Annotated in this window: 22 protein-coding genes; 14 read left to right on the top strand and 8 right to left on the bottom strand. The window is 57.5% G+C overall.

Features of this window, described 5'->3' with window-relative positions:
- The first annotated feature begins 136 nt into the window (after nucleotides 1-136).
- From apbC to ACB035_RS17315, 4 genes are all read left to right on the top strand, one after another.
- Nucleotides 137-1,219, top strand: a complete 1,083-nt coding sequence (gene apbC, locus ACB035_RS17300) for an iron-sulfur cluster carrier protein ApbC (RefSeq protein WP_371167794.1) — start codon at nucleotides 137-139, stop codon at nucleotides 1,217-1,219.
- Between the two features lie 110 nt (nucleotides 1,220-1,329).
- Nucleotides 1,330-1,974, top strand: coding sequence for a uridine kinase (gene udk, locus ACB035_RS17305; RefSeq protein ID WP_005345570.1), 645 nt, complete (start codon nucleotides 1,330-1,332; stop codon nucleotides 1,972-1,974).
- 63 nt (nucleotides 1,975-2,037) lie between these two features.
- Nucleotides 2,038-2,619: a dCTP deaminase gene (gene dcd / locus ACB035_RS17310; protein WP_005336719.1), complete on the top strand. Its 582-nt coding sequence runs from the start codon at nucleotides 2,038-2,040 to the stop codon at nucleotides 2,617-2,619.
- 377 nt (nucleotides 2,620-2,996) lie between these two features.
- Nucleotides 2,997-4,466 carry an inorganic phosphate transporter gene (locus ACB035_RS17315; protein ID WP_129504019.1) on the top strand — a complete coding sequence of 490 codons (1,470 nt, stop codon included), beginning with the start codon at nucleotides 2,997-2,999 and terminating at the stop codon, nucleotides 4,464-4,466.
- Nucleotides 4,467-4,597: 131 nt separating this feature from the next.
- Here ACB035_RS17315 and ACB035_RS17320 read toward each other — a convergent pair whose 3' ends face one another.
- Entirely contained in the window at nucleotides 4,598-4,849 is a 252-nt protein-coding gene (locus ACB035_RS17320; protein ID WP_005336715.1) for a DUF1289 domain-containing protein, read from the bottom strand.
- A gap of 150 nt (nucleotides 4,850-4,999) precedes the next feature.
- Here ACB035_RS17320 and mltA point away from each other — a divergent pair, with 150 nt between their 5' ends.
- Nucleotides 5,000-6,151, top strand: coding sequence for a murein transglycosylase A (mltA, locus tag ACB035_RS17325; protein ID WP_005352128.1), 1,152 nt, complete (start codon nucleotides 5,000-5,002; stop codon nucleotides 6,149-6,151).
- Between the two features lie 128 nt (nucleotides 6,152-6,279).
- Here the strand turns inward: mltA and yfaE are convergent, their stop codons facing one another.
- The 5 genes from yfaE to ubiG all read right to left on the bottom strand — a co-directional run bounded on the left by yfaE (nucleotide 6,280) and on the right by ubiG (nucleotide 12,116).
- Nucleotides 6,280-6,603: a class I ribonucleotide reductase maintenance protein YfaE gene (yfaE, locus tag ACB035_RS17330; RefSeq protein ID WP_371167795.1), complete on the bottom strand. Its 324-nt coding sequence runs from the start codon at nucleotides 6,601-6,603 to the stop codon at nucleotides 6,280-6,282.
- The gene (gene nrdB / locus ACB035_RS17335; protein ID WP_005336708.1) at nucleotides 6,600-7,733 is read right to left on the bottom strand and encodes a class Ia ribonucleoside-diphosphate reductase subunit beta; all 1,134 of its coding nucleotides are present in this window, start codon (nucleotides 7,731-7,733) and stop codon (nucleotides 6,600-6,602) included. The genes yfaE and nrdB overlap by 4 nt, the downstream gene beginning before the upstream one ends.
- A gap of 80 nt (nucleotides 7,734-7,813) precedes the next feature.
- Nucleotides 7,814-10,081 (bottom strand): class 1a ribonucleoside-diphosphate reductase subunit alpha, encoded by a 2,268-nt coding sequence (gene nrdA, locus ACB035_RS17340; RefSeq protein ID WP_019838757.1) that lies wholly within the window; start codon nucleotides 10,079-10,081, stop codon nucleotides 7,814-7,816.
- A gap of 623 nt (nucleotides 10,082-10,704) precedes the next feature.
- Nucleotides 10,705-11,400: an HAD-IA family hydrolase gene (locus tag ACB035_RS17345; RefSeq protein WP_167572799.1), complete on the bottom strand. Its 696-nt coding sequence runs from the start codon at nucleotides 11,398-11,400 to the stop codon at nucleotides 10,705-10,707.
- A complete protein-coding gene (gene ubiG / locus ACB035_RS17350; protein ID WP_005352120.1) occupies nucleotides 11,400-12,116 on the bottom strand; it encodes a bifunctional 2-polyprenyl-6-hydroxyphenol methylase/3-demethylubiquinol 3-O-methyltransferase UbiG in 717 nt (238 codons plus the stop codon). The genes ACB035_RS17345 and ubiG overlap by 1 nt, the downstream gene beginning before the upstream one ends.
- A 198-nt stretch (nucleotides 12,117-12,314) precedes the next feature.
- Between ubiG and gyrA the strand changes: the two genes are divergently transcribed.
- Nucleotides 12,315-15,062 (top strand): DNA topoisomerase (ATP-hydrolyzing) subunit A, encoded by a 2,748-nt coding sequence (gyrA, locus tag ACB035_RS17355; RefSeq protein ID WP_371167796.1) that lies wholly within the window; start codon nucleotides 12,315-12,317, stop codon nucleotides 15,060-15,062.
- 118 nt (nucleotides 15,063-15,180) lie between these two features.
- Here gyrA and ACB035_RS17360 read toward each other — a convergent pair whose 3' ends face one another.
- The gene (locus tag ACB035_RS17360; protein ID WP_371167797.1) at nucleotides 15,181-16,578 is read right to left on the bottom strand and encodes an alpha-amylase family protein; all 1,398 of its coding nucleotides are present in this window, start codon (nucleotides 16,576-16,578) and stop codon (nucleotides 15,181-15,183) included.
- Between the two features lie 262 nt (nucleotides 16,579-16,840).
- On the opposite strand from ACB035_RS17360, the gene ACB035_RS17365 reads away from it, so the two are divergent.
- Nucleotides 16,841-16,996: a hypothetical protein gene (locus ACB035_RS17365; protein WP_371167798.1), complete on the top strand. Its 156-nt coding sequence runs from the start codon at nucleotides 16,841-16,843 to the stop codon at nucleotides 16,994-16,996.
- A 158-nt stretch (nucleotides 16,997-17,154) separates the two neighbouring features.
- On the opposite strand, the gene ACB035_RS17370 is transcribed toward ACB035_RS17365, so the two are convergent.
- Nucleotides 17,155-18,210, bottom strand: a complete 1,056-nt coding sequence (locus ACB035_RS17370; protein ID WP_371167799.1) for a PA0069 family radical SAM protein — start codon at nucleotides 18,208-18,210, stop codon at nucleotides 17,155-17,157.
- Nucleotides 18,211-18,383: 173 nt separating this feature from the next.
- Between ACB035_RS17370 and ACB035_RS17375 the strand changes: the two genes are divergently transcribed.
- The 7 genes from ACB035_RS17375 (at nucleotide 18,384) to pheT (ending at nucleotide 26,103) form a co-directional block, all read left to right on the top strand.
- A complete protein-coding gene (locus ACB035_RS17375; RefSeq protein ID WP_323918546.1) occupies nucleotides 18,384-18,971 on the top strand; it encodes a tetratricopeptide repeat protein in 588 nt (195 codons plus the stop codon).
- A gap of 232 nt (nucleotides 18,972-19,203) precedes the next feature.
- Complete coding sequence (gene thrS, locus ACB035_RS17380) at nucleotides 19,204-21,132, top strand: threonine--tRNA ligase (RefSeq protein ID WP_005336690.1); 1,929 nt, start codon at nucleotides 19,204-19,206, stop codon at nucleotides 21,130-21,132.
- Nucleotides 21,133-21,153: 21 nt separating this feature from the next.
- Nucleotides 21,154-21,684: a translation initiation factor IF-3 gene (gene infC, locus ACB035_RS17385; protein ID WP_196783562.1), complete on the top strand. Its 531-nt coding sequence runs from the start codon at nucleotides 21,154-21,156 to the stop codon at nucleotides 21,682-21,684.
- Nucleotides 21,685-21,770: 86 nt separating this feature from the next.
- On the top strand, nucleotides 21,771-21,968 hold the full coding sequence (gene rpmI, locus ACB035_RS17390) for a 50S ribosomal protein L35 (RefSeq protein WP_005336688.1): 198 nt from the start codon (nucleotides 21,771-21,773) through the stop codon (nucleotides 21,966-21,968).
- Between the two features lie 15 nt (nucleotides 21,969-21,983).
- Nucleotides 21,984-22,340: a 50S ribosomal protein L20 gene (gene rplT / locus ACB035_RS17395; protein WP_005336687.1), complete on the top strand. Its 357-nt coding sequence runs from the start codon at nucleotides 21,984-21,986 to the stop codon at nucleotides 22,338-22,340.
- Between the two features lie 379 nt (nucleotides 22,341-22,719).
- Nucleotides 22,720-23,703, top strand: a complete 984-nt coding sequence (gene pheS, locus ACB035_RS17400) for a phenylalanine--tRNA ligase subunit alpha (RefSeq protein ID WP_005336686.1) — start codon at nucleotides 22,720-22,722, stop codon at nucleotides 23,701-23,703.
- Between the two features lie 12 nt (nucleotides 23,704-23,715).
- The gene (gene pheT, locus ACB035_RS17405; protein WP_371167800.1) at nucleotides 23,716-26,103 is read left to right on the top strand and encodes a phenylalanine--tRNA ligase subunit beta; all 2,388 of its coding nucleotides are present in this window, start codon (nucleotides 23,716-23,718) and stop codon (nucleotides 26,101-26,103) included.

A 26,103-nucleotide genomic window follows, 5' to 3' on the forward strand; every position in this document is an offset into this window, starting at 1 on the left:
CCGAATTGGGGGTAGCCTGCCTAGGGTTGTGGCTATGCCAACCTTGGCAGCACCTGCTGTTACGATGGCAGGCAAGCCACTGATTTGTGTGCGGTAACCGTTCACCTCAAGATAATGACAAGATAATGAGGAGTTAATGGTGATTGATTCAGTAAAACAGATCCTCGCCGAATTTAAGCCAGCAGGCTGGCACAAGGATCTGGTGGATGCCGGATTCGTTCGCGAGATCATCAATCAGGGTCAGGGGCTTACTATCCGGCTGGTATTGCCGTTTGCCGGTCTCTCGCTGCTCGATCAGCTCAAAGAGAACTACGATGCCAGACTGCGCAGCGCCACCGGTGCTGCCCGTATCGACTGGGCATTGGAGATTGACGTCGCCAGCATGCCGCGGGCGCAGGGCCTCAATGCCGTGCAGGGCATTCGCAACATCATCGTGGTTGCTTCCGGCAAGGGGGGGGTGGGCAAATCCACCACCGCGGTCAACCTGGCGCTGGCCCTGCAAAAAGAGGGGGCGCGGGTCGCCATTCTCGATGCAGATATCTATGGCCCTTCCATTCCTACCATGATGGGCACCCTCACAGAGCGCCCGGTCAGCCATGACGGCAAGCTGATGGAGCCGGTGATGGCCTGCGGCCTCAAGAGCAACAGCATCGGCTATCTGGTCTCCGAGCAGGATGCCACCATCTGGCGTGGCCCGATGGCGAGCAAGGCGCTGGCGCAGATCCTCCATGAGACCCGCTGGGGCGAGGTGGATTATCTGGTGGTAGACATGCCGCCGGGCACTGGCGATATCCAGCTCACTATGGCTCAGCAGGTGCCGACTTCGGCGGCGGTGATCGTCACAACCCCGCAAGATGTGGCGCTGGCCGATGCCCGCAAGGGGATCGCCATGTTCAACAAGGTCAATGTGCCGGTGCTTGGCATCATCGAGAACATGAGTTACCACGTCTGCAGCGCCTGTGGTCACCATGAGCCGCTATTCGGTACCGGTGGCGGCCAGAAGATGGCAGAGCAGTATCAAGTGGCGCTGCTTGGCCTGCTGCCGCTGCACATCGACATCCGCCAACACATGGATGATGGCTGCCCGACGGTGTTCGGCGCACCGGAAGGGAGCCTGGCTCAGGCCTATTTGAAGCTGGCGCGTAGGGTAGGGGCTGAACTCTTTTTCAGCGCAAAACCGATTGCGACCCCCCTCTATGCCATGGCGCTGGATGAATAATCGGCGGTCGGTCACTTGAAAGGGAATTGAGGGTGGGCATGACCCACCCTTTTTTATATAATGGATCGGTTTAAACCATCCCCACTGCTCTTCTCTTTTAGGTATTTGTCATGTCTGATACTCAACATTCGTGTGTGATCATCGGTATTGCGGGCGCATCTGCGTCTGGCAAAAGTCTTATAGCCCAGACCATTTATGAAGAGCTGGTGGCCGAACTGGGCGCAGGTCAGATTGGTGTGATCACCGAAGATTGCTACTACCGTGATCAGACCCACCTGACCATGGAAGAGCGGGTCAAGACCAACTATGACCATCCCAACGCGCTGGATCACGACCTGCTGGTACAGCACCTGAGCCAGCTGGTCAAAGGTGACGCGGTTGCCATTCCCCAGTACTCCTACACCGAACACACCCGGATGAGCGAAGTGACCCCGTTTGCGCCGCGCCGGGTGATCATTCTGGAAGGGATCCTGCTGCTGACCGACAGCCGTCTGCGGGATCTGATGGACGCCTCCATCTTTATGGACACCCCGCTCGACATCTGCCTGCTGCGCCGTCTGGTGCGTGATGTGCAGGAGCGAGGCCGTACCATGGACTCCGTGCTCAAGCAGTATCAGAAGACGGTGCGTCCGATGTTCCTGCAGTTTATCGAGCCGTCCAAACAGTATGCCGATGTGATCGTGCCCCGTGGTGGCAAGAACCGCATCGCCATCGACATGCTCAAGGCGCGTATCCGCCACATGTTGATCGGTTAAGATGAAACAAGCCGGGTGATGCCCGGCTTTTTTAAAAGCACAATTTGTCAGGAGAGTCGCCCAATGCGTCTGTGTGATACCGATATTGAACGCCATCTGGATGAAGGCAAGATCGTCATTGAGCCACGGCCCGGGGTAGAGCGGATCAGTGGTGTCAGTGTCGATGTGCTGCTGGGTAACGAGTTTCGGGTGTTTCGCGATCATACCGCTCCCTATATCGACCTGAGCGGCCCGAGCAGCGAGATGGCCGATGCCATCGATCGGGTGATGAGTGACGAGATCCATATCCCCGATGGCGAAGCCTTCTACCTGCACCCGGGTCAGCTGGCGCTGGCGGTGACCTACGAATCCGTCACCCTGCCTGCCGATATCGTCGGCTGGTTGGATGGCCGCTCTTCATTGGCGCGCCTGGGTTTGATGGTGCACGTGACGGCGCACCGGATCGATCCCGGTTGGTCTGGTCGCATCGTGCTGGAGTTCTACAACGGCGGCAAACTGCCGCTGGCACTGCGCCCGAAGATGAAAATTGGCGCCTTGAACTTCGAGATGCTCTCCGGCGTCGCGGCCCGTCCCTACAACAAGCGGGAAAATGCCAAGTACAAGAGCCAGCAGGGTGCCGTTGCCAGTCGTATCAATCAGGACTGATAACTGGCAACACGGCAACGATTCAAGGGAGCACAAGGTGCTCCCTTTTTGCATCTGGAATCAAACGGATATTGGGTTGATGGTGCTGGTCGGATGAGATTGGTGAGGCCGGGACGTTTTATCACCACTTCTGCCCGTTTTTCTGTCATAAAAGCGTCATAAAAATGAAATTATTGGCTTAATTGTCAGCTATTTTTGCCCTTTCCCGCAATCATTGATGGCTTTAATTAATCGATGGCAAGCCGCATGAAGACTGGCTCTAGGATATTTTTTTCCAAAAAGCTCTTTTTTTTTATGGCTGAAATATTTCAATGATGGCTATGGTGTTGGCCGCCATCTGGCATAATCCGCCGCAACTCATAAACAGGCTTTTTTTTATGTTTGAAATGTTTAGTGGTTTGGGTTTGTGGTGGTCAATCGGTTTGGTATTGGCCGTTTTTTTTGTGCTTGCCTATGAATTTATCAACGGCTTTCACGATACCGCCAACGCGGTAGCAACGGTTATCTATACCAAGGCGATGCCAGCTCACCTGGCGGTCGTTGCATCGGGGATCTTCAACTTTTTTGGCGTCATGTTTGGTGGACTGGGTGTGGCCTATGCCATTGTCCATCTGCTGCCCATCGACCTGCTGCTTGGGATGGACTCCACCCAAGGGTTGATCATGGTCTTCTCCTTGCTGTTTTCCGCCATCGTGTGGAACCTGGGCACCTGGTTCTTCGGGATCCCGGCCTCCAGTTCACATACCTTGATCGGTTCCATTTTGGGGGTAGGCGGCGCCTATGCCTGGATCACTCATAAACCGGTGACAGAAGGGATCAACGTGGGCAAAGCGATCGACATCATGCTTTCCCTCATCATCTCTCCCACCATCGGCTTCATCATCGCGGCACTGCTGCTGCTGGCGATGAAGCGCATCTGGACCAGCAACAAGATCCACAAAACGCCGGAAGAGCGCCAGCTGGTGGATGGCAAGAAACACCCACCGTTTTGGGCGCGTCTGACCCTGGTTGCCTCGGCCATGGGGGTCAGCTTCGTTCACGGCTCCAACGATGGCCAGAAGGGCATCGGTCTGGTGATGCTGGTGCTGATCTGTATGGCGCCAGCCTATTTCGCACTGGACATGAACAGCCGCGCCTATGATCTGGACCGGACCCAGGATGCCAACCAGCGCATCATGGAGATCTACCAGCGCAACCAGTCCGCCCTCTCGGACGTCATCAACTTCTCTGCACCGGCAACGGCTCAGGAAGAGCTGATGACCCACTGTTCCGCCGATGGCGTGCTGCAGGCGATGGCCACCCTGGATGCCCGTTTGGGTGCCGTGCGTACTTATGATCAGATGAGCCTGACTGACCGCCGCGAAGTGCGTCGTCTGCTGCTTTGTATCGATGACACCGCCCGCAAAGCGGCCAAGCTGCCGCTGCCAGCCAAGGAGCTGACCGATCTGGCCAAATGGCGCAAGGATCTGACCGCGACCGCTGAATACGCACCGACCTGGGTGATCGTCTCCATCGCGCTGGCGCTTGGTTGCGGCACCATGGTGGGCTGGCGTCGTATCGTTCATACCGTGGGCGAGAAGATCGGCACCACCGGCATGACCTACAGCCAGGGCATTGCGGCCCAGATCACGGCTGCAACCTCCATCGGGGTCGCCAGTCTGACCGGTATGCCGGTGTCCACCACCCACATCCTCTCTTCTGCGGTGGCGGGGACCATGATTGCCAACAAATCCGGCCTGCAGAGCCAGACTATCAAGACCATCCTGATGGCCTGGGTGTTGACCCTGCCGTTGACCATGCTGCTTTCCGGCGGCCTGTTCATCGTCAGCCACCATCTGTTTGGTTGAGCTGCCGCGTTCATAACGCGCATCACAATGACAATGCCGCCCGGTCGAAAGATCGGGCGGCATTTTTATATGCTGGATAGGTCGTGTCTCGTGAGCGCAGGAATATGGCTTGCAGGGATGTTAGGAGCGGGTCAGAAATCCCAGCCAGATTGCGGTATTGGTTCGGGTTGATCGCCTTCGCGAGCCTTGCGCCGCGCAGCCTCGACCCGGCGTTTGCGATCCCGGCACAGGCGCATCACCTCTTGTTGCTGGGCAGGGGTCATAGTGAGCCAGTTGAAACGCTCTTCGCGATTGCGCAGGCACCCCTTGCAGTAGCCTTTGTTGTTCACTTCGCAGACCCCGATGCAGGGGCTTTGCAGCGGGAATATTTCGAGCTGTTCCATCCATCACCTCGCACATCGTGTCACCTTGTTATAACCCAGCGGATCCCCTTTGGAGAAATCCTGCTTCAAGTGATTGATGTCGTTTGCTTTCCCCCTGCAAATTTGGCATCTTCCCCGCCGAGCATGGCTCTTGGCGTTATATGAGGACATATGAACAAACACGCGTACTGGCTGACCGCCGCAGTGCTGGGACTGGCCGGTTGTGCGGGCAACTCTGACAAAGCAGAAGTGCCCAAAAAACAGACCGACAACAGATGCTTTCTTAACTGCGAGGTGCCGGAAAATCTGGGCAAGCAGTATCTGGACGGGACCTTGCCAGAGGATCTGGTGAGGGTGGAGCGGGTCAATAGCCGTGCGCGTGCCGACTACAGCAAGTTTGGCCCGCAAAGCAGACTGGTATTGGAGCGCTCCGGCAAGATGACCCGCCGTTATGGCGAGCTCTATCACCAGCTCTCCCGCTGGGTGGCGGGCGGCGGCAATCCTGCCGACATCACCCGTTACGGTATCAGCCTGGCTCAGCTGGGCGGCGCAGATCGCATGGGTAACGTGCTGTTTACCGGTTACTACTCGCCGGTGCTGGAGGTGCGCCACCGCCCGGATGCCAAGTACAAATATCCCATCTATGCCATGCCCAAATGTGGCGGTCGCTGTCCGACCCGGGCCGAGATCCATCAGGGGGCCCTGGCCAATCGCGGGCTGGAGCTGGGTTACAGCAAATCCCTTATAGACAACTTCCTGATGGATGTGCAGGGCTCGGGCTTTGTCCACTACGGGGATGACGATCGGCTGCAATATCTGGGTTACAGCGGCAAGAACGGCCACGGTTACGTCAGTATCGGCCGGGTACTGATCGACCGCGGTGAAGTGCCCAAAGAGCAGATGTCGATGAAGGCCATCAAGGAGTGGGCCAACCGTCAACCGGAGGAGACCGTCAAGGAGCTGGTGGAGCAGAACCCCTCCTATGTCTTCTTCGAGCGTCGCCCCACCAATGATGTGATCGGCGCGGCCGGTATCCCGCTGCTGCCGCTAGCGGCCGTCGCTGCCGACAAGACCCTGTTGCCGATGGGGACCCCGATCCTCGCCGAAGTTCCCTTGCTCGACAAAGAGGGCAACTGGACCGGCAAGCACCAGCTGCGCTTGTTGATTGCGCTGGATGTGGGCGGGGCGGTGAAGAAGGGGCACCTCGATCTCTACCACGGTATGGGCGAGAAGGCCGGTGTCGCAGCCGGTCACTACAAGCACTTCGGCCGGGTCTGGAAGCTGGGCCTGCACCACGGACCGACTGCCGCCCCCTGGTTGTAATCCTCTGAGGCTTTGGGCGTCTGTCATCGGCGCCCGAGCAAACCCGAGCAAAGATGAAGAGACAAAAAAAGCCGCCGGATTGCTCCGGCGGCTTTCTATTTTGTGCGAGTTGCCAGTCTGTGGCTGCGTCAGCTTTTCTGGATATCCAGCCGGATAGCGCCGACCGGTTTGCAGCAGCAGGGGAGGCACTCCCCCTGGGCGACAAATGCCAGCGGCACCGCAGGATAGTGCACCTTGCCGGCTATCAGCGGAGTGCGGCAGGCGCCGCAATAGCCGCTGCGACACTGAAATTCCACATGATGACCGTGGCGCTCCAGGGTCTCCAACACGCTTTCGCCGGGATAGGCGTGCAGCACGGCACCATCCCGGGTATGCACCCGTGGTGCCACGTCCGCATGCTGTTCGGCAGGTGCGTGCGGGGCAGGGGTCAGCGTGTTGGTGGCGTCACTCACAGCTCGAAATCACCCAGGTCGTCGGCATTGACTTCGCTGTCGATCTGACCGACCAGATAGGAGCTGACCTCTACCTCTTGCGGGGCGACCTGCACGTTGTCGGATGACAGCCAGGTGTTGATCCAGGGGATCGGGTTTTGCTTGGTGCCGGCAAAGGCTGGCTGCAGGCCGACTGCGCTCATGCGCAGGTTGGTGATGTACTCCACATACTGGCAGAGGATGTCCTTGTTCAAGCCGATCATGGAGCCGTCCTGGAACAGGTACTCGGCCCACTCTTTCTCCTGAATGGCCGCTTCCTTGAAGATCTCGAAGCAGGCTTGTTCGCACTCGGCGGCGATCTCGGCCATCTCCGGGTCATCCTGGCCGGTGCGCATCAGGTTCAGCATGTGCTGGGTGCCGGTGAGGTGCAGCGCTTCGTCGCGGGCGATCATCTTGATGATCTTGGCGTTGCCTTCCATCAGTTCACGCTCGGCGAAGGCAAAGGAGCAGGCGAAGCTGACGTAGAAGCGAATTGCTTCCAGCGCGTTGACACTCATCAGGCACAGATAAAGTTTCTTCTTGAGCTCGCGCAATGTGATGGTCACTTCGCGGCCCGCGACAGTGTGGGTCCCTTCACCGTGCAGGTTGTAGAGGGCGGTCGCTTCGATCAGGTCGTCGTAGAAGTGGCTGATGGAGCCGGCGCGCTTCAAGATCTGCTCATTGGTCACGATGTCGTCGAACACCTGGGCGGGGGTGTTGACGATATTGCGGATGATGTGGGTGTAGGAGCGAGAGTGGATGGTCTCCGAGAAGGCCCAGGTCTCAATCCAGGTTTCCAGCTCCGGAATGGAGACCAGTGGCAGCAGCGCCACGTTGGGGCTGCGGCCCTGAATGGAGTCCAGCAGAGTCTGGTACTTCAGGTTGGAGATGAAGATGTGTTGCTCGTGGGGCGGCAGGGCCTGATAGTCGATGCGATCACGGGAGACATCCACCTCTTCCGGGCGCCAGAAGAAGGAGAGCTGCTTCTCGATCAGCCGCTCGAACACTTCGTGCTTTTGTTGATCATAACGGGCTACGTTGACCGATTGGCCAAAAAACATCGGCTCTTTGAGCTGGTCGTTTTGGGTTTGGCAGAAAGTTGAATAGGCCATGGTTACCAGAATGTCTGTATGGAGAAAACAGGAGAGCGGGAGCTTGTCGCTCCCGCCCGGTTATCAGTTCTTGCCGTGACTTAGATTTTGCAAGCCCCGCCAGCGCAACCGTCATCTTGCAGATCGGTCTGGGCATCGTCTGCACCATCACGGGTGTTGTGATAGTACAGGGTCTTGAGGCCGTATTTGTAGGCGGTCAGCAAGTCCTTGAGCAGCTGTTTCATCGGGACCTTGTTGCCTTCGAAACGGGCAGGGTCGTAGTTGGTGTTGGCGGAGATCGCCTGATCCACAAACTTCTGCATGATACCGACCAGCTGCAGGTAGCCGTCAACGCTCGGTTGCTTCCAGAGCAATTCGTATTGATCTTTCAGGCGATCATACTCGGGCACCACCTGTTTGAGAATGCCATCTTTGGAGGCCTTGACCGAGACCAGGCCGCGTGGCGGCTCAATGCCGTTGGTGGCGTTGGAGATCTGGCTGGAGGTCTCGCTCGGCATCAGGGCGGTCAGGGTGGAGTTGCGCAAGCCCACGGACTTGATCTCTTCACGCAGACTTTCCCAATCCAGATGCAGAGGCTCGTTGCACAGCGCATCCAGATCCTTCTTGTAGGTGTCGATGGGCAGGATGCCCTGGGCATAGGTGGTCTCGCCAAACAGCGGGCAGGGGCCGAACTCGCGGGCCAGCTGCACGGAGGCTTTCAGCAGGTAGTACTGAATGGCCTCGAAGGTGCGGTGAGTCAGGGCCAGACCGGAGCCGTCGGAGTAGCGGGCACCGTTTTTGGCCAGGTAGTAGGCGTAGTTGATGACGCCGATCCCCAGGGTGCGACGACCCATGCTGCCCTTCTTGGCGGCGGCAATCGGGTAATCCTGATAGTCGAGCAGGGCGTCGAGGGCACGCACGGCCAGATCGGCCATCTCTTCCAGATCTTCCAGCTTCTCGATGGCACCGAGGTTGAAGGCGGAGAGGGTGCACAGGGCGATTTCGCCACTCTCGTCGTCGATGTTGTTGAGCGGCTTGGTCGGCAGCGCAATCTCGAGGCAGAGGTTGGACTGGCGTACCGGCGCCACGCTCGGGTCGAACGGGCTGTGGGTGTTGCAGTGATCCACGTTCTGGATGTAAATGCGACCTGTACCGGCACGCTCCTGCATCATCAGGGAGAAGAGGTCTACCGCTTTCAGGGTCTTCTTGCGAATGGCCGGATCCTGCTCGTACTTGACGTAGAGCTCTTCAAACTTGTCCTGATCGGCGAAGAAGGCATCGTACAGACCCGGCGCATCGGACGGGGAGAACAGGGTGATGTCACCACCCTTGATGAGGCGCTGGTACATCAGTTTGTTGATCTGCACGCCGTAGTCCATGTGACGGACACGGTTTTCTTCCACGCCGCGGTTGTTCTTCAGCACCAGCAGGCTCTCGACTTCGGTATGCCACAGCGGGTAGAACAGGGTGGCCGCACCGCCGCGCACGCCGCCCTGGGAGCAGCACTTCACGGCAGTCTGGAAGTATTTGTAGAAGGGGATGCAACCGGTGTGGAACGCTTCGCCACCACGGATGGGGCTGCCCAGACCGCGGATGCGCCCCGCGTTGATGCCGATACCGGCGCGCTGGGAAACGTAACGCACGATGGAGCTGGCGGTGGCGTTGATGGAGTCCAGGCTGTCATCGCACTCGATCAGTACGCAGGAGCTGAACTGACGGGTCGGGGTGCGCACGCCGCTCATGATCGGGGTCGGCAGGGAGATCTTGAAGGTCGAGACCGCATCATAGAAGCGCTTGATGTAGTCCAGACGGGTATCTTTCGGATACTTGGAGAAGAGGCAGGCCGCAACCAGCATATAGAGGAACTGCGGGCTCTCGTAGATCTCGCCGGTGACGCGGTTCTGGACCAGATATTTGCCTTCCAGCTGTTTGACTGCCGCGTAGGAGAAATCCATGTCGCGCCAGTGATCCAGATGGGTGTTCAGCTCTTCGAATTCGGCCTGGGTGTAGTCTTCCAGCAGGTGCTTGTCGTACTTGCCCATGTCCACCAGACGAGCCACGTGCTGGTAGAGGTGGGGCGGTTCGAACTGGCCGTAGGCCTTCTTGCGCAGGTGGAAGATGGCCAGACGGGCTGCCATGTACTGGTAGTCCGGGGTCTGCTCGGAGATGAGGTCAGCCGTCGCCTTGATGATGGTTTCGTGAATGTCGGCGGTACGGATACCGTCATAGAACTGGATGTGGGATTTGAGCTCTACCTGGGAGACCGACACGTTGTCGAGCCCTTCGGCGGCCCAGTCCAGCACGCGGTGAATTTTATCCAGATCGATGGGTTCTTTGTGTCCGTTACGCTTCGTCACAAACAAGTTCATTGGCTGATGACCTTTAGTTGATTCCCGAAAAACCATCGCACAATGACACCACCCTTGCCCGGCGATGTGCAGGTATTGGGTAGAGATTGTGCGATGAATCACAAGATGTAGTGTTATTTTAAGTTCGAGCTACAAGATAGTGAGGTCAGCCCGCCATTGCAATGTGTGGATAAGTGACGAGCTGTGGATAAATTGTGAGTCTTGCCACCTCAGTTAGTGACCGCTCACAGTGAGCGGGTTTTCATTCGTCCGCTCCGCTAAATGCAAGTCTCCCGATCGAAGATGGAAAATTTAAATAACTTTTTTTGCTTGCGAAACGGGGGGCTTTTTACTAGCAAACGGCGGCTGATTATCCCTTATGCAACAAGGGTCAAAAGCTGTCCAGTTGTCGCAGCCGCGGGCTCAGCGTGGCAAGGGCTTTGCATCAGATGACGGTGGTTTGTGGCCGCTTTGTGACGGCTGCGAGCTTGTCAAATGGGTATCCAACAGGCAGAAAGCTGCCTTTATTATCCATGAATAGAGGTGTGATGGTGGCGCAGGACGCGGGAGTGTAAAGGAAGAGATGCAAGGGGGCGGAGAGTCTCTTCGCCCCGTTATCGCATATCAGCCGGTAAGGCTGCGCGTTACGCCTTGGCCGTCAACTCATAGCGCAGCCAGTGGTGCAGGGCTTGCACTGTATCAAAGTGCAGATCGGCGCCCCATTGTGCGGGATCTTCCTCATCATTGAGATAGCCCCAGCCAGCGACCGCAGTGCGCATGCCGGCGTTGCGGCCCGCTTCGATATCCCGCACATGATCCCCCACATAGAGGCAGTGAGCCGCCTCGACCCCCAGCTTCTCACAAGCAAAGAACATGGGGGCGGGGTCGGGCTTGCGTACCGGCAGGGTGTCGGCGCTGACGGTGACGCCGCAACTGGCAAGCTCTGGCAGGGCCGCCAGCAGCGGCTCGGTGAGAAAGCCCGGCTTGTTGGTGACGATGCCCCAGGGGAGCAGTTTCTCGTCGAGCCACTCGATAAGATCCACCATTCCCTCATAGGGACGGGTACCGACGCAGAGATTGGCCGCGTAGTAGTCGAGCAGGGCATTGCGCAGGCGCGTGGCCCCCAGCTCTTCAAGCAGTTCGTCGCCGAGGCCCGCTTTCAGCAGCCCGAGCGCCCCGTGGGAGGTGGTCTGACGAATAATGTCGTCAGAGAGCGGCGCAAAGCCTTCGCTGATCAGTACATGGTTGACGGCGGCCCCCAGATCCGGGGCTGTGTCGAGCAGGGTGCCGTCCAGATCGAACAGCACACCGCGCAGGGGCAGAGGGTGAGAGGCACTCATCAACCGTGCTCCGGGCGGACAAACTCCACCATATAGTTGACGTCGACATTTTTGCCGAGCTTGAACTGGTTGGTGAGGGGGGCGTAGTGGACGCCGCTCATGTCCCGCACCAGCAGGCCAGCTGCTTCCCCCATGCGACACAGTTCGGCCGGGGTGATGAATTTTTTGTGATCGTGGGTACCCTTGGGCACCATCTTCATCAGGTATTCGGCCCCGATGATCATCATCAGATAGGATTTGGGGTTGCGGTTGATGGTGGAGACGAACACCCGACCGCCCGGGCGCACCAGGGTAGCGATGGCGCGCAGCACGGAGGCGGGGTCCGGCACATGCTCCAGCATCTCCATGCAGGTGACCACGTCATACTGGCCCGGCACTTCGGCAGCATGGGCTTCGGCGGTGATCTGGCGGTACTCGAGCTCGACACCCTGCTCCAGGGCGTGCAAGCGGGCGACGCCGAGGGGCTCCTTGCCCATGTCGATGCCGGTGACCTTGGCGCCACGGCGGGCCATGCTCTCGGAGAGAATGCCGCCACCACATCCGATATCGAGAATGCGCTTGCCAAACAGACCGCCACTTTTGTCGGTGATCCAGTCAAGGCGTACCGGATTGATTTGATGCAGGGGTTTGAATTCACCTTCCATGTCCCACCAGCGGGAGGCGATGGCTTCAAACTTGGCGATTTCTGTCAGATCGACATTGGCATCACTGTTCATTTTTCGAAGATCCTGTGGCAGGGCGCCCGCTTCTGAGTCATGGGCGCAATCTATTGTCCTGGCGGGCATTATAACGGACGGACTTTGTCACACCAGCCCGATCTGATACCCGATTTGTGGCTTAAGGTATTTGGCTCAGTGTGTTACCATGTCGCGCTGTTTAAGCCAAAGAACAACTAATTAGGGATAAGGCTTTCTATGAGCGATCTGGCCAGAGAGATCACGCCGGTCAACATCGAAGAAGAGCTCAAGAGTTCCTATCTTGATTACGCCATGAGCGTGATCGTAGGACGAGCTCTGCCGGATGTGCGTGATGGCTTGAAACCGGTTCACCGCCGCGTTCTGTTTGCTATGAACGAGTTGGGGAACGACTGGAACAAGCCCTATAAAAAATCGGCCCGTGTGGTCGGTGACGTAATCGGTAAATATCACCCGCACGGCGATAGCGCTGTGTATGACACCATTGTCCGGATGGCGCAGGATTTCTCCATGCGTTACATGCTGGTCGATGGTCAGGGCAACTTCGGTTCAGTCGACGGTGACAGCGCCGCGGCGATGCGTTATACCGAAGTGCGGATGGCCCGCATCTCCCATGAGCTGCTGGCTGATCTGGACAAAGAGACCGTGGACTGGGTGCCGAACTATGACGGCACCGAGATGATCCCGGCGGTCATGCCTACCAAGGTTCCCAACCTGCTGGTCAACGGCTCCTCCGGTATCGCGGTGGGCATGGCGACCAACATTCCGCCTCACAACCTCACCGAGATTGTCAATGGCTGCCTGGCGCTGATCGAAAACGGCGACCTCACCATTGACGAGCTGATGACCTACATCACCGGCCCGGATTTCCCCACCGGCGGCATTATCAACGGTCGTTCCGGCATCGTGCAGGCGTACCGTACCGGTCGTGGCTCCATCTATGTGCGGGCCAAAGCTGAAGTGGAAGTGGACGAGAAGACCAGTCGCGAGACCATCATCGTTCACGAGATCCCCTATCAGGTGAACAAGGCTCGACTGATCGAGAAGATCGCCGAGCTGGTCAAAGAGAAGAAGATCGAGGGCATCAGTGCCCTGCGCGATGAGTCTGACAAAGACGGCATGCGCATCGTTATCGAGATCAAGCGCGGCGAGTCCGGCGAGATTGTGCTGAACAATCTCTACAAGCACACCCAGATGCAGACCACGTTCGGCATCAACATGGTGGCGCTCGATAACAACCAGCCCAAGGTGATGAACCTTAAAGAGATCCTGGATGCGTTCCTGCTGCACCGCCGTGAAGTGGTGACTCGCCGGACCGTGTTCGAATTGCGCAAGGCGCGGGATCGGGCGCACATTTTGGAAGGTCTGGCGGTTGCGCTGGCCAACATTGATCCCATCATCGAGCTGATCCGCCACAGCGCGACCCCGGCCGACGCGAAAGCGGGCCTGATTGCCAAGGGCTGGGAACTCGGCAACGTGGCCGCCATGCTGGAAAAAGCGGGCGACGACGCGGCACGGCCAGAGTGGCTGGAGCCGGAGTTCGGTATCCGTGAAGGTCAATACTTCCTGACCGAACAGCAAGCCCAGGCCATCCTTGACCTGCGTCTGCACAAGCTGACCGGCCTCGAGCACGAGAAGATCCTGGAAGAGTACCAATCTCTGCTGGATCTGATCGCCGAGCTGCTGCACATCCTGGCGAGCCCGGCTCGTCTGATGGAAGTGATCCGCGATGAACTGCTGGCCGTGCGCGAGCAGTATGGTGACGAGCGTCGCACCGAGATCAGCATGTCCAGTGCCGAGATCAACATCGAGGATCTGATCACCCCGGCAGATGTGGTGGTTACCCTGTCTCACCAGGGCTATGTGAAGTATCAGCCGCTCTCCGACTACGAGGCCCAGCGCCGCGGTGGTCGTGGCAAGTCGGCCACCCGGATCAAGGAAGAGGACTTTGTGGAGCGTCTGCTGGTGGCCAACACCCACGACACCATTCTGTGTTTCTCCACCCGTGGCAAGGTCTACTGGCTCAAGGTTTACCAGCTGCCGGAAGCGTCCCGTGGCGCCCGTGGTCGTCCGATCATCAACCTGCTGCCGCTGGAAGAGGGTGAGCGTATCACCGCTATCCTGCCGGTGAAGGAGTATGACGCCGAGAAGTATGTGTTCTTCGCCACCGCCAACGGTACCGTGAAGAAGACCAGCCTCTCTGACTTCAGCCGTCCGCTCTCCTCCGGTATCCGCGCCATCAACCTCAAAGAGGGTGATGAGCTGATCGGGGTGGATATCACCGATGGAAGCAACGAGATCATGCTCTTCTCCGACGCGGGCAAAGTTGTTCGCTTCGCGGAAGGCTGCGGTCGCGCTGATGCCGATGTCAGCGATGACGTTGAAACCGACGACGATGCCGGTAATGACGATGATGGCAGCGACAACGGCGAAGGCACCGAAAGCAAGGGTACCTTCAAGGGCGTGCGTCCCATGGGTCGTACCGCCGCCGGTGTCCGTGGCATCAAGCTGGGCGCCGGTGACAAGGTGGTTTCCCTCATCGTTCCGCGCGGCGAAGGTGCCATCCTCACCGCCACCGAGAACGGTTACGGTAAACGGACTGCGTTGGCCGAATACCCGACCAAGAGCCGTGGTACCCAGGGCGTTATCTCCATCAAGGTGGATGAGCGTAATGGCAAGGTGATCGATGCGATCCAGGTCGAAGATACCGACCAGATCATGCTGATCACCAACGGCGGTACCCTGGTGCGTACCCGTGTTGCCGAGGTGAGTGTCATTGGCCGTAACACCGGCGGTGTCCGTCTGATCCGTACCGGTGAAGACGAGACCGTGGTTGGCCTGCAGCGCATCGCCGAGAGCGACGAAGACGAGAACGACGCTCTGGCCGTTGACGGTGAGGTATCTGAAGGTACCGATACCGCGACCGGCACTGATGCGGTCGATGCTGGGGAAGCGGGCGACGAGTAATCGTCACCAGTTACCCGAGCAATTTCTCTGAACAAAAAGAGCGACCCTGGTGGTCGCTCTTTTTATTTGTCTGCTTTTTATGACAGGCAGATGAAAGTAGGGCCGGGTGCTGGCCTGATCACTCCTGCAGCCACATTCTGGCGCTGCGGGCGGGCATGGCGACCCGTACCCACTGGCTCTGCACGTTGACTACGGCCCCTTGGTCGAGCACGTCCCGATAGTTGCGATACCAGTTCATCTCGAATTTGGCGGTATCGAGCCAATACTCCTGCTCATAGTCGCACTTGTTGATGCCGACCAGCCCCTGTTTGCCCCGCTTGAACAGCACGAAGCAGTCACCGTTGCCGATCAACTGCATCGGTTGACCCTGCACCGCATTGTGGAAGCGGATCATCCCCTTGAGATCGGCGAGCTGGTAGTAATCCTGCCAGCGCAGTCCATCCTTGGCCTGGGTCTCGCCGTGATCGGAGTAGATCAGCGGCGAGCCACCATCGCGGCCGAGCAGGTAGGCATAGGCCAGCTTCTCGTCAGTCTGGCTTAAGATCTGATAGCGGAAGCCGTCGTTGGTGGGGATGTCGTGGGTCACGGCAAAGGTGACGGCGCGACTGCCCGGTAGCGCCTGACCGTAGGCGCCCGGATCCGCCAGCAGGTTCATGCTGCCGCCATACCCCAGCGCGCCGCGCAGGGAGGCAAACAGCGGAAAGTCATAGGCTCCCTGGCCGCTGCTGTCGATGTAGGGTTTGAGGAAGCGCTCGTAATCGGTGCTGCCTGCGCCCCCTGTGGTGATCACCTCGCCAAACACGTGCATCCCCTGTTTGATTTCGGGGGTGAACACGGCATTGATCTGGTAATCGCTCATGTGCTTGACCGCATCGACCCTAAAACCCTTGATCCCCATCCCCTTGAGTGCCTTGAGATAGGACTGTTGCTGGCTTACCACCCAGTTATTGGGATCCAGATCCGGCAGCCCCTTGTCACCGGCACCACCACAGAGTCGCCAATACTGGACATGACCCGGATCGCTCCAGTCGCTGATGCACCCTTCGGGATGAAAATCCTGACCGGAGAGGAAGTTTTGTCCCAGATCGCCAAACAGTTTCTGGCGCTCGAAATAGGCCGAGTTGCTGGCGTAGCTTTGCAGCAGCTCGTTGCCGGGATAGTTGAGGTCCTGGCGTTTCCAGCTTTCGTTGGCCATGTGGTTGAGCACCACATCGGCATAGACGGCGATACCCCGCGCCTTCATGGCGGCGATCAGCTGCTCGAGATCCTGCTTGTTGCCAAGAGGGGAGTCGACAAGACGCAGATCCTGCGGCTGGTAACGAGCCCACCACTCGTTGCCTGATGACTTGAGAGGCGGCGAGATGAGTACCTGTTTGTAACCGGCCGACTTGATAAGGTCGGCTTTGGCGGTCACTTCACTGTACTTCCAGTTGAAGGCGTGCAGTATGACGTCGGAGTGCGCCAAGGGGGCGATCAGCATGCCTGCGATCGCCCATATTCCCGCTGTGTGTTTCATTATTGTGTCCCTGTTTTTATAGATGCCTGAATGGGCAACCCAGCTTTGGCGGGAACAGGGTGGGCTGCAATCCACAACCTGCAGATTTGTGACCGCTTTCAGGATGATTTCGCCGATTATGTGAGCTATTTCGGTTTTTCCTTGTCACGGCCAGTTGCCTTTTTACAACTGATTTTTTTGTCATTTCCCTGTCATTCCCAGCCGCTATCCTGCCGAGCGAGTGGTGCGTTGTTGCCATCACCTTCACCGTCAGGAGCTGCATATGACCAGTTGGATCACGTGGGAAATTTGGTGGAGCCGGGTATGGGGCGAGTCAGAGGTGCTGCAGTATAAAGAGGATGAGCACGAAGTGGCTCATGAACCCTCGCGACTGCCGGTTGAAATGGTGCAACAGGGTCGGGATCAGCGCGCAGGCTAAGGCGTTAACCTTCTCTTTACCGGGTAGCGCTTTCTTGTCGCGACATGGCTACTTCGTTGGAAAATTCTGAAAAGCGGGGTTTCCACAGGATGTGTCGCGGCAGGCCTTCCTCTCAACCTCTTGGCACACCTGATGTGTGAAGGGCGTGAACAGGGGGATTAGAAGAGCGACAGCTGCTCCCCGGGGCGGATAAACCCATCCAGTCTGAGCTGAATATGACGTTTGCCCAGATCGAGGCGCTTGCTGATGAGGCGAAAGCGCTGGGCCAGCAGATCGGCAAAGTGCCCCTCACCGCGCATGCGGGTACCGAAGGCGGTACTGTTGAGCCCGCCACCGCGGCTGGCTCGCAACTGATTCAAAATAGCTTCCTTCTGGCCCGGATAGTGGGTATCGAGCCAGTCCCCAAATAGCGGCGCCAACTCGTGGGGTAACCGCAGCAGGATGTAATCTGCGCAGCTTGCGCCTGCCTCGGCGGCTGATTTGATGATCTGCTCCAGCTCAGGTTCATTAAGCCGCGGGATCATGGGGGCGACCAGTACCCCCACTTGCACGCCAGCGTTTGCCAGCTTCTCGATCACTTTCAAGCGGCCGGCACCCGTGCTGGCGCGGGGCTCCAGCTGTCGGCGCAGGGTTTCATTCAAGGTCGTCACCGACACCATTACCTGACACAGTCCCTCTCTGGCCAGCTCGGTCAACAGATCAAGGTCGCGCAAGATCATGGCGCTCTTGGTAATGAGCCCGACCGGGTGACGGTGTGCCAGCATCACTTCCAGCAACTGCCGGGTAAGGCGATAGCGCTGCTCGATGGGTTGATAGGGGTCGGTATTGGCGCCAATGAAGATGGACTGTGGCTGATAGGCAGGTTTGGCAAACTCCCGGCGCAGCAGGTCGGCTGCATTGCGTTTGGCAAACAGCTTGCTCTCGAAATCAAGGCCAGGGGAGAGCTCCAGATAGGCATGGCTGGGTCTGGCATAGCAGTAGATGCAGCCGTGTTCGCACCCCTGATAGGGGTTGATGGAGCGACCAAAGGGGACATCCGGCGAGCTGTTGTAGCTGATGATGCTGCGTGCATCGATCTCCCGCACCTCGGTGCCAGGCACAGAATAAGTGAAGGCGGCATCCCAATCGGACGATTGCCAGCCATCATCGACCGCTTCGACAAGGGGACCGCTAAAACGGTGATCGATATTGAGGGGGCTGCCTCGTCCTGCCATGGTGTGCACCGACACTGTTTATACATACAGTTATTTTGCAGGTGAGCCGGATAAATGACAACAACTGCTGATCGACCGGGTGCAAAAAGGGTTGTCGTAGGGATCTCTTGCTTGATCGCAACGCTACATTTCGTTTACATAGACGAAATGAGAACTGGATCACGGAAATCATCATGAGCCCCACCACTTCCCGCTGGCTGTTCATCGGTCTGTTTGCGCTGGTTATCTGGCGTCTGCTTCCGCTCTCCACCGAGCAGGAGATGGCTGCCGCCAACCGTGCCTGGCGTACCGGTCATTTCGATGAGGCGACCCGGATCTGGTCGCCACTGGCGGCGCAAGGGCAACCTAGGGCGCAAGCCTTGATGGGCTGGAGCCATGAAGTGGGGCAGGGGAGCGAGCAGGATATCCACCAGGCCATCAGCCTCTATCGCCAGTCGGCGCTGGCAGGGGATCCCTTCGGCCAATATCGTCTGGCAGAGCTCTATCTGCGCGGTGTTGGGGTCAAGCGAGATCTGCGCCAAGCCTTTCACTGGATGGATCAGGCTGCCCGTAATGGTGATGTCCCGGCCATGCTGAAAGTCGGCGTCCTTCATCTGATGGGGGTCAGCGGCAGGGTCGATCTGCCTCAGGCGAAGCAGTGGCTCTATCAGGCGGCACAAAAGGGCAACAAGCTGGCGCTTCAGGTGCTGCAAGAGCTTGCGCTGGCAGAGGAGGGGAGCAGTGACTTTGACTTCAACTGGCAATCCCTGCTTGGCGAATAGTCGGCAGGCGACTCATTTGACTGTAGAAAATATCTGCAAATCCGATACAGCACGCCCGACTTCTGGTAGCATGGGTCCGTTTTGGCTTGGTTTGTCACGTTAGACATGTGGTTTACGTGTCAGGCCGTCTTCGCAAAGTGCTGTGGAGAACCAAAACATCACCTTTTTGAATCTCTTTTCCATCCCGCATGTGACCTTTGGTAGGGGTCACCACTGTATAAGGAAACACATAATGCCAATCATTACTCTGCCTGACGGCAGCCAACGTCAATTTGCCCACTCTGTTTCCGTCATGGATGTGGCTGCGGACATCGGTCCCGGTCTCGCCAAGGCGTGCATTGCCGGTCGGGTAAACGGTGAACTGGTAGATGCGTGCGAGCTGATCGAAGCCGATGCTGCGCTGGCCATCATCACCGCCAAAGACGAAGAAGGTCTGGACATCCTGCGCCACTCCTGCGCCCACTTGCTGGGTCATGCTATCAAGCAACTCTGGCCCCAGACCAAGATGGCCATCGGTCCTGTCATCGACAACGGCTTCTACTATGACGTTGATCTTGACCGTACCCTGACCGATGAAGATCTGGCTGCCCTGGAAGAGCGCATGCTGGCGCTGGTAGCCAAGGATTACGACGTCATCAAGAAGAAAGTCTCCTGGCAAGAAGCGCGCGATGTATTCGAGGCGCGCGGCGAGTCTTACAAAGTCGAAATCCTGGATCAGAACATTGCCCGTGATGACCAGCCAGGTCTCTATCATCACGAAGAGTACATCGACATGTGTCGCGGCCCGCACGTGCCCAACATGCGTCACTGCCACCACTTCAAGTTGCTGAAGATGTCCGGCGCCTACTGGCGCGGCGATTCCAACAACAAGATGCTGCAGCGTATCTACGGTACCGCCTGGGCTGACAAGAAGCAGCTCAAGGCCTATCTGCAGCGCCTGGAAGAGGCCGCCAAGCGCGACCACCGCAAGATCGGCAAGCAGCTCGACCTGTATCACATGCAGGAAGAAGCACCCGGTATGGTGTTCTGGCACAACGATGGCTGGACCATCTTCCGTGAGCTGGAAACCTTTATCCGCGGCAAGCTCAAAGAGTACGACTATCAGGAAGTGAAAGGTCCGTTTATGATGGACCGCGTCCTGTGGGAGCGTTCAGGTCACTGGGAGAAATACGCCCAGGCCATGTTCACCACCCAGTCCGAAAACCGCGAGTACGCCATCAAGCCGATGAACTGCCCGGGTCACGTCCAGATCTTCAACCAGGGTCTGAAGTCCTACCGCGATCTGCCGCTGCGTATGGCCGAGTTTGGTTCCTGCCACCGCAACGAGCCGTCCGGTTCCCTGCACGGTCTGATGCGGGTGCGCGGCTTTACTCAGGATGACGCGCACATCTTCTGTACCGAAGAGCAGATCATGGAAGAGGTCTCCGGCTGTATTCGTATGGTCTATGACGTCTACGGTACCTTTGGCTTCGAGAACATCGTGGTCAAGCTCTCCACTCGTCCCGAGCAGCGTATCGGCTCCGACGAGATGTGGGATCGCGCCGAGAAAGCGCTGGCCGAAGCGCTGGAGCTCAACGGTCTGAAGTACGATCTGCAGCCGGGTGAAGGGGCGTTCTACGGTCCCAAAATTGAATTTACCCTGCACGATTGCCTTGATCGTGCGTGGCAATGTGGTACCGTGCAGCTCGACTTTGCCCTGCCTGGTCGTCTGGGTGCCACTTATGTGGGCGAAAACAACGATCGCCATGTACCTGTGATGATCCACCGGGCCATCCTGGGTTCTATCGAGCGCTTCATCGGTATTCTGACTGAAGAGTACGCCGGTCTGTTCCCGACCTGGTTGGCACCGACTCAGGCTGTGGTCATGAATATCACGGACAATCAGGCCGATTATGCGGTGAAAGTAGCCAAAGCATTGAATGATGCGGGCCTTCGCGCAAAAGCGGACTTGAGAAATGAGAAGATTGGCTTTAAAATCCGCGAGCATACTTTGAAGCGAGTACCTTTCATGCTGGTCTGCGGCGATAAAGAAGTTGAAGCCGGTAAGATTGCAGTACGGACTCGTAAAGGGGCTGACCTGGGCACTTATCCTGTTGAAGAGTTTATCGCTCTGTTGACCCAGGAAGTTCAGACCCGCGGACAAAAGAAAGTGGAGGAATAAGCTATAAAAGGCGGAAAAAAACTGGGCAAGCAACCGCAAGCCCGCGCTCACCGGATCAATGAAGAGATCCGTCTGAAAGAAGTTCGTCTGACTGGTCTGGATGGTGAAGCCATTGGCATTACCTCCATTCAGGATGCTCTGAACTTGGCCGCAGAGGCCGGAGTTGATCTGGTAGAGATCAGTCCAAATGCTGAGCCGCCCGTTTGCCGGATCATGGATTACGGCAAATTCCTCTACGAAAAGAGCAAAACAACCAAAGAACAGAAGAAAAAGCAGAAAGTCGTCCAGGTCAAGGAAATCAAATTCCGTCCTGGCACTGACGAAGGCGACTATCAGGTAAAACTACGCAACCTGGTTCGCTTTCTGGAAGACGGGGACAAGGCTAAGGTCACCCTGCGCTTCCGTGGTCGTGAAATGGCCCACCAGGATCTTGGTATCAAGGTTCTGGAGCGCGTCAAGAACGATCTGGAAGAGTTGGCCGTAGTCGAGTCGTTCCCGAAAGTCGAAGGCCGTCAAGCTGTGATGGTCCTCGCACCTAAGAAGAAATCTTAAGGCCCACAAGAAATTGACTCATGGGGCTCGCCCCATGAGTTGGTTCGCCTTGCGATTTTGTTGTCACTCACAATGCGGAGTATGAAATGCCGAAGATGAAAACCAACCGGGGTGCTGCAAAGCGCTTCAAAAAGACTGGCTCGGGTCGCTTCAAGTGCAAGCACAACCACCTGCGTCACATCCTGACCAAGAAGAGCAGCAAGCGTAAGCGTCAGCTGGGACCGAAATTCATGGTTTCTGCTGCCGACCACAAACGTGTTGTCGCTTGTCTGCCGTACGCATAAGGGGGGATGTGAAAAATGCCAAGAGTTAAACGTGGTGTGACTGCTCGAGCTCGTCACAAGAAAGTAATGAAAGCCGCCAAAGGTTACTACGGCGCCCGTTCCCGTGTTTACCGCGTAGCGGTACAAGCGGTAACCAAAGCTGGTCAGTATGCCTACCGTGACCGTCGCCAGAAAAAGCGTCAGTTCCGTCAGCTGTGGATTGCGCGTATCAACGCTGCAGCCCGTCAGAACGGTCTGTCCTACAGCCGTCTGATCAACGGTCTGAAGAAGGCTTCTATCGAGATCGATCGCAAGATCCTGTCCGATATCGCCGTTCACGACAAAATGGCTTTCACCGCCCTGGTTGAAAAAGCTAAAGCAGCTCTGGTTTAATCCAGTTCTGTTATAAACGCTAAAAGGAGGCTCAGGCCTCCTTTTTTGTGTTTGTCATTCACGGTTTCACATTACTTTTCCCTTTCTCCCATCCATATTCTGTCCACTGTTTTACACGCGCTACAGTTTTCTCCACACAAGGCGATATGTGCGAGATGATCTGTTCTACAAAAGGCTTATATGCCAACAAACTAGATGCTAGTTCTAATATTTCAGGAGTGGCGGTGAGTCGATGAGACTCGCTTGATATAACAAAATGATTTGTAGGGAGAAAAGCCCACCTTAACTATGGTCAGCGAAGGGGCTTTTTTTGTATTATTCCCCTCTTGACCTTATTTAGCCTAAAGGCTCCTGTACCGGGAGTGGTGACGAGGAAGACATGCAACAGCTTGAAGAAGTAGTCGGCCAAGCCAGAGCCGAAATTGAGGGCGTGAGCGATATCGCTACCCTCGACGAAATCCGGGTCAAATATCTGGGTAAAAAGGGCTTTTTTACCGAGCAGATGAAGGGCCTGGGTGCCTTGTCTGCCGAAGAGCGTCCCGCCGCGGGCGCCGTGATCAACCAGGCCAAACAGCAGGTTCAGGATGCGCTGAACGAGCGTCGTGAAGCGCTCGAAGTCGCCGTGCTGAACCAGAAGCTGGCTGCCGAGACCATCGATGTCAGCCTGCCGGGCCGCCGCATCGAGAATGGTGGTCTGCATCCGGTAACCCGCACCATCGAGCGCATCGAGCGCCTGTTTGGTGAGATGGGCTTCAAGGTTGCCCGTGGTCCCGAGATTGAAGATGGCTTTCACAACTTCGATGCGCTGAATATTCCGGCTCATCACCCGGCGCGTACCGATCACGATACCTTCTACTTCAATCCTGATCTGATGCTGCGTACCCACACCTCGGGCGTGCAGATCCGCACCATGGAACATCAGCAGCCGCCGATCCGCATCATTGCACCGGGCCGCGTCTATCGTAACGACTACGACATGACCCACACCCCGATGTTCCATCAGGTTGAAGGTCTGCTGGTTGACGAGCATGCCAGCTTTACCGAGCTGAAGGGCATTCTGCACGACTTCCTGCGCAACTACTTCGAGGAAGACCTGACCATTCGCTTCCGTCCTTCCTACTTCCCGTTCACCGAGCCGAGCGCCGAAGTCGACGTGATGGGCAAGAACGGCAAGTGGCTGGAAGTGCTGGGCTGCGGCATGGTGCACCCGAACGTGCTGCGTTCGGTCGGTATCGATCCGGAAAAATACTCCGGCTTTGCCTTCGGCATGGGCGTTGAGCGCCTGACCATGCTGCGTTACGGGGTCAACGACCTGCGTGCCTTCTTCGAAAACGACCTGCGCTTCCTCAAGCAGTTCAAGTAAGGGCGAGAGAACATGAAATTCAGTAAATCCTGGGTGATGGAGTGGGTCCGCACCGAGTTGAGTGACAACGCACTGGCCGAACAGATCACCATGGCCGGTCTGGAAGTGGACGCCGTGGAAGCGGTTGCCGGCCAGTTCAACAATGTGGTGGTGGGTGAAGTGGTCGAGTGCGCCCAGCATCCGGACGCCGACAAGCTGCGGGTGACCAAGGTCAACGTGGGTGAAGCCGAGCTGCTGGACATCGTCTGTGGCGCGCCGAACTGCCGTCAGGGCTTGAAAGTGTGTGTGGCCAAAGTAGGGGCGACCCTGCCGGGTGATTTCACCATCAAGAAAGCCAAGCTGCGTGGCCAGCCGTCTCACGGCATGCTTTGCTCTTTCAGCGAGCTGGGTATCGACGTTGAAGCCGATGGCATCATCGAGCTGCCGGCCGATGCCCCCATCGGTACCGATATTCGTGACTACCTCAATCTGAACGACGTCTCCATCGACGTGGATCTGACTCCGAACCGTGCCGATTGCCTCGGTATCGCCGGTCTGGCTCGTGAAATTGGCGTGCTCAACAGCGTGGACGTGGTCGAGCCGACCTGGGCACCAGCTGTTGCTACCATTGATGCAACTTTCCCGATCCGGGTTGAAGCACCAGCTGATTGCCCCCGTTATCTGGGGCGCGTTATCAAGGGGCTGAACTTGCAGGCCCAGAGCCCGCTCTGGATGCAAGAGAAGCTGCGCCGTGGCGGCATTCGCTCCATCGACGCCATCGTCGACATCACCAACTATCTGCTGCTGGAATACGGTCAGCCGATGCACGCCTTCGATCTGGCTACCCTGGAAGGGGAGCTGGTGGTACGTCGCGCCCACGCTGACGAGCCGATGACCCTGCTCGACGGTAACGAAGTGAAGCTCAAAGAGACCACCTTGGTGATTGCCGATGCCAAAGGTCCTGCCTGCATGGCCGGTATCTTCGGCGGCAACCGCACCGGTGTATCCGAGACCACTACCGACATCTTGCTGGAGTGCGCCTTCTTCGCGCCGCTCTCCATCACCGGTCGTGCTCGCGCTTACGGTTTGCACACTGACTCTTCCCACCGCTTCGAGCGTGGGGTTGATCCCGAGCTGCAAGCCAAGGTGATGGACAGAGCCACCCGTCTGCTGTTGGACATCTGCGGCGGTGAAGCGGGTCCGGTCATCGAGGTCAAATCCGATGCCCATCTGCCCAAGGCTGCCCCCATCAAGCTGCGTCGCGCCAAGCTCGACAAGGTGATCGGTATCAGCGTGGCTGACGCTCAGGTGGTCGAGATCCTCACCCGCCTTGGCATGCAGGTGACTGTGGATGCTGACGGTTGGACTGCGCTGGCACCCTCCTGGCGTTTCGATATCGCCATCGAGGAAGACCTCATCGAGGAAGTGGCTCGCATCTACGGCTACAACAACATCCCGAACCTGAAACCCGCTGCCTCCTTGGCGATGGTGGAGCAGGCAGAAGGGCAGGTGATCCTGAAGCGCGTGCGCGACCTGCTGGTTGACCGCGGTTTCCAGGAGGCGATCACCTACAGCTTCGTCGATCCCAAGACCCAGCAAACCCTGTTCCCGCATAGCGATGCCATCGTACTGCCGAACCCGATCTCGGTCGAGATGTCCGCCATGCGTGTCTCTTTGTTCCCGGGGCTGGTGCAGGCCGTTGTTTACAACCAGAACCGTCAGCAGCCGCGTGTGCGTCTGTTTGAACAGGGTCTGCGTTTCATCAAGGATGAAAGCGCCGAGAATGGCATCCGTCAGGAGCCGATGCTGGCCGGTATCATCACTGGCAACCAGAGCGACGAGCACTGGGACATCAAAACCCGTGCAGCCGACTTCTTTGATTTGAAAGGGGATCTGGAAGCGGTGCTGGACTTGACCGCCGAAGGGGCCACCTTTACCTTCGAGCGCACCGAGCACAGCGCCCTGCACCCGGGCCAGAGCGCAGCCATCCTGCGTAATGGCGAGATCATCGGCTACATCGGCGTGATCCACCCGAGCCTCGAGAAGAAGCTGGGCCTCAAGAGCCGCGCGGTGATGTTTGAGCTGGAGCTGGACAAGCTGACCCCGGCCAAGGTGCCTGTGGCAGCCGAAGTTTCCAAGTTCCCGGCGAACCGTCGCGACATCGCCGTCGTGGTCGATTGTCAGGTTCTGGCAGGTGATGTGCTTGCGGTAATTAAAAAAGTTGGCGGAAATCAGGTAGTTGGAATAAACTTGTTTGACGTATACCAGGGTGCTGGTATGGCAGAGGACAAGAAGAGCCTGGCCATCAGTCTTGTATTGCAAGACACCCAGCGCACCCTGGAGGAGAAAGAGATTGCCGAGACCGTAGACAATGTCGTGCGGGCCCTTGGTGAAGAGTTGAATGCATCCTTGAGGGATTGA

It is taken from the genome of Aeromonas sp. S12(2024) (assembly GCF_041402305.1).
Lineage (GTDB): Bacteria > Pseudomonadota > Gammaproteobacteria > Enterobacterales > Aeromonadaceae > Aeromonas > Aeromonas veronii.